Here is a 922-nt window from a genome sequence, read left to right as displayed (position 1 = left end):
CGCGAGGAGGCCCTGAGCGGCCTCCGGGCGCTGGCCGAGGGCCAGCCCGCGCCGCACCTCATCACCGGCACGGCCCGCGAACCGGCCAAGACCGTCTTTGTCTTCCCCGGCCAGGGCACGCAGTGGGCCGGTATGGGCGCCGAGCTGTATGGCTCCTCGCCCGTTGTTGCGGAGGCGATTGACGAGATCGCCGCCGTCCTTGATCCGTTGACGGGTTGGTCGTTGGTGGATCTGGTCCGTGGGGTCGCCAATGGGCCGTCGCTGGAGCGCGTGGATGTGGTCCAGCCCGCGTCCTTTGCCCTGATGGTGTCCCTGGCGAGGCTGTGGGAGGCCCATGGCATCACCCCGGATGCGGTCGTCGGCCACTCCCAGGGGGAGATCGCCGCCGCTCATGTTGCCGGGGCTCTCACGCTCGACGATGCGGCGACGGTGGTGGCGTTGCGCAGCCAGGCCATCGCCGCTCATCTGGCGGGTCATGGCGGCATGGCCTCCCTCACCCTTACGCCCGAGGAGACGCGAACGCTGCTCACCGGCTATCCGGGGCTTGAGGTGGCGGCGTTCAACGGGCCGCAGTCGACGGTTGTCGCGGGAAACCCTCGGTCCCTTGACAGGCTTCTGGCTCACTGCGAGAGCCGGGAGATCCGCGCCCGCCGCATCCCCGTGGACTATGCCTCGCACACCAGCCATGTCGAGGCGATCCACGGGCAGTTGACGACGCTTCTGGGGGACTTGGCTCCCGAGCCGCCGCGTGTCCCGTTCTACTCCACGCTTGAACGGGACTGGCTCACCCCCGGCACGCCGCTTGACGCCGGCTACTGGTACCGGAATCTGCGGCATCCGGTGCACTTCGCCTCGGCGACCCGGACTCTTGCCGACGAGGGGCACTCCACGTTCATCGAGGTCAGCACCCACCCGGTCCTGA

General features: G+C 69.3%; 1 protein-coding gene. It reads left to right on the top strand.

What is annotated here, in order from left to right; all coding sequences use genetic code 11:
* A partial coding sequence (locus tag DEH69_RS17965) for an acyltransferase domain-containing protein (protein WP_113688002.1) occupies positions 1 to 922 on the top strand: 922 nt, incomplete at both ends.

Origin of the sequence: Streptomyces sp. PT12, from assembly GCF_003311645.1 — a bacterium.
Taxonomy (GTDB): domain Bacteria; phylum Actinomycetota; class Actinomycetes; order Streptomycetales; family Streptomycetaceae; genus Streptomyces.
Note: the sequence above shows the minus strand (reverse complement) of the source record. Positions and strands in the feature narration are given on the sequence as shown.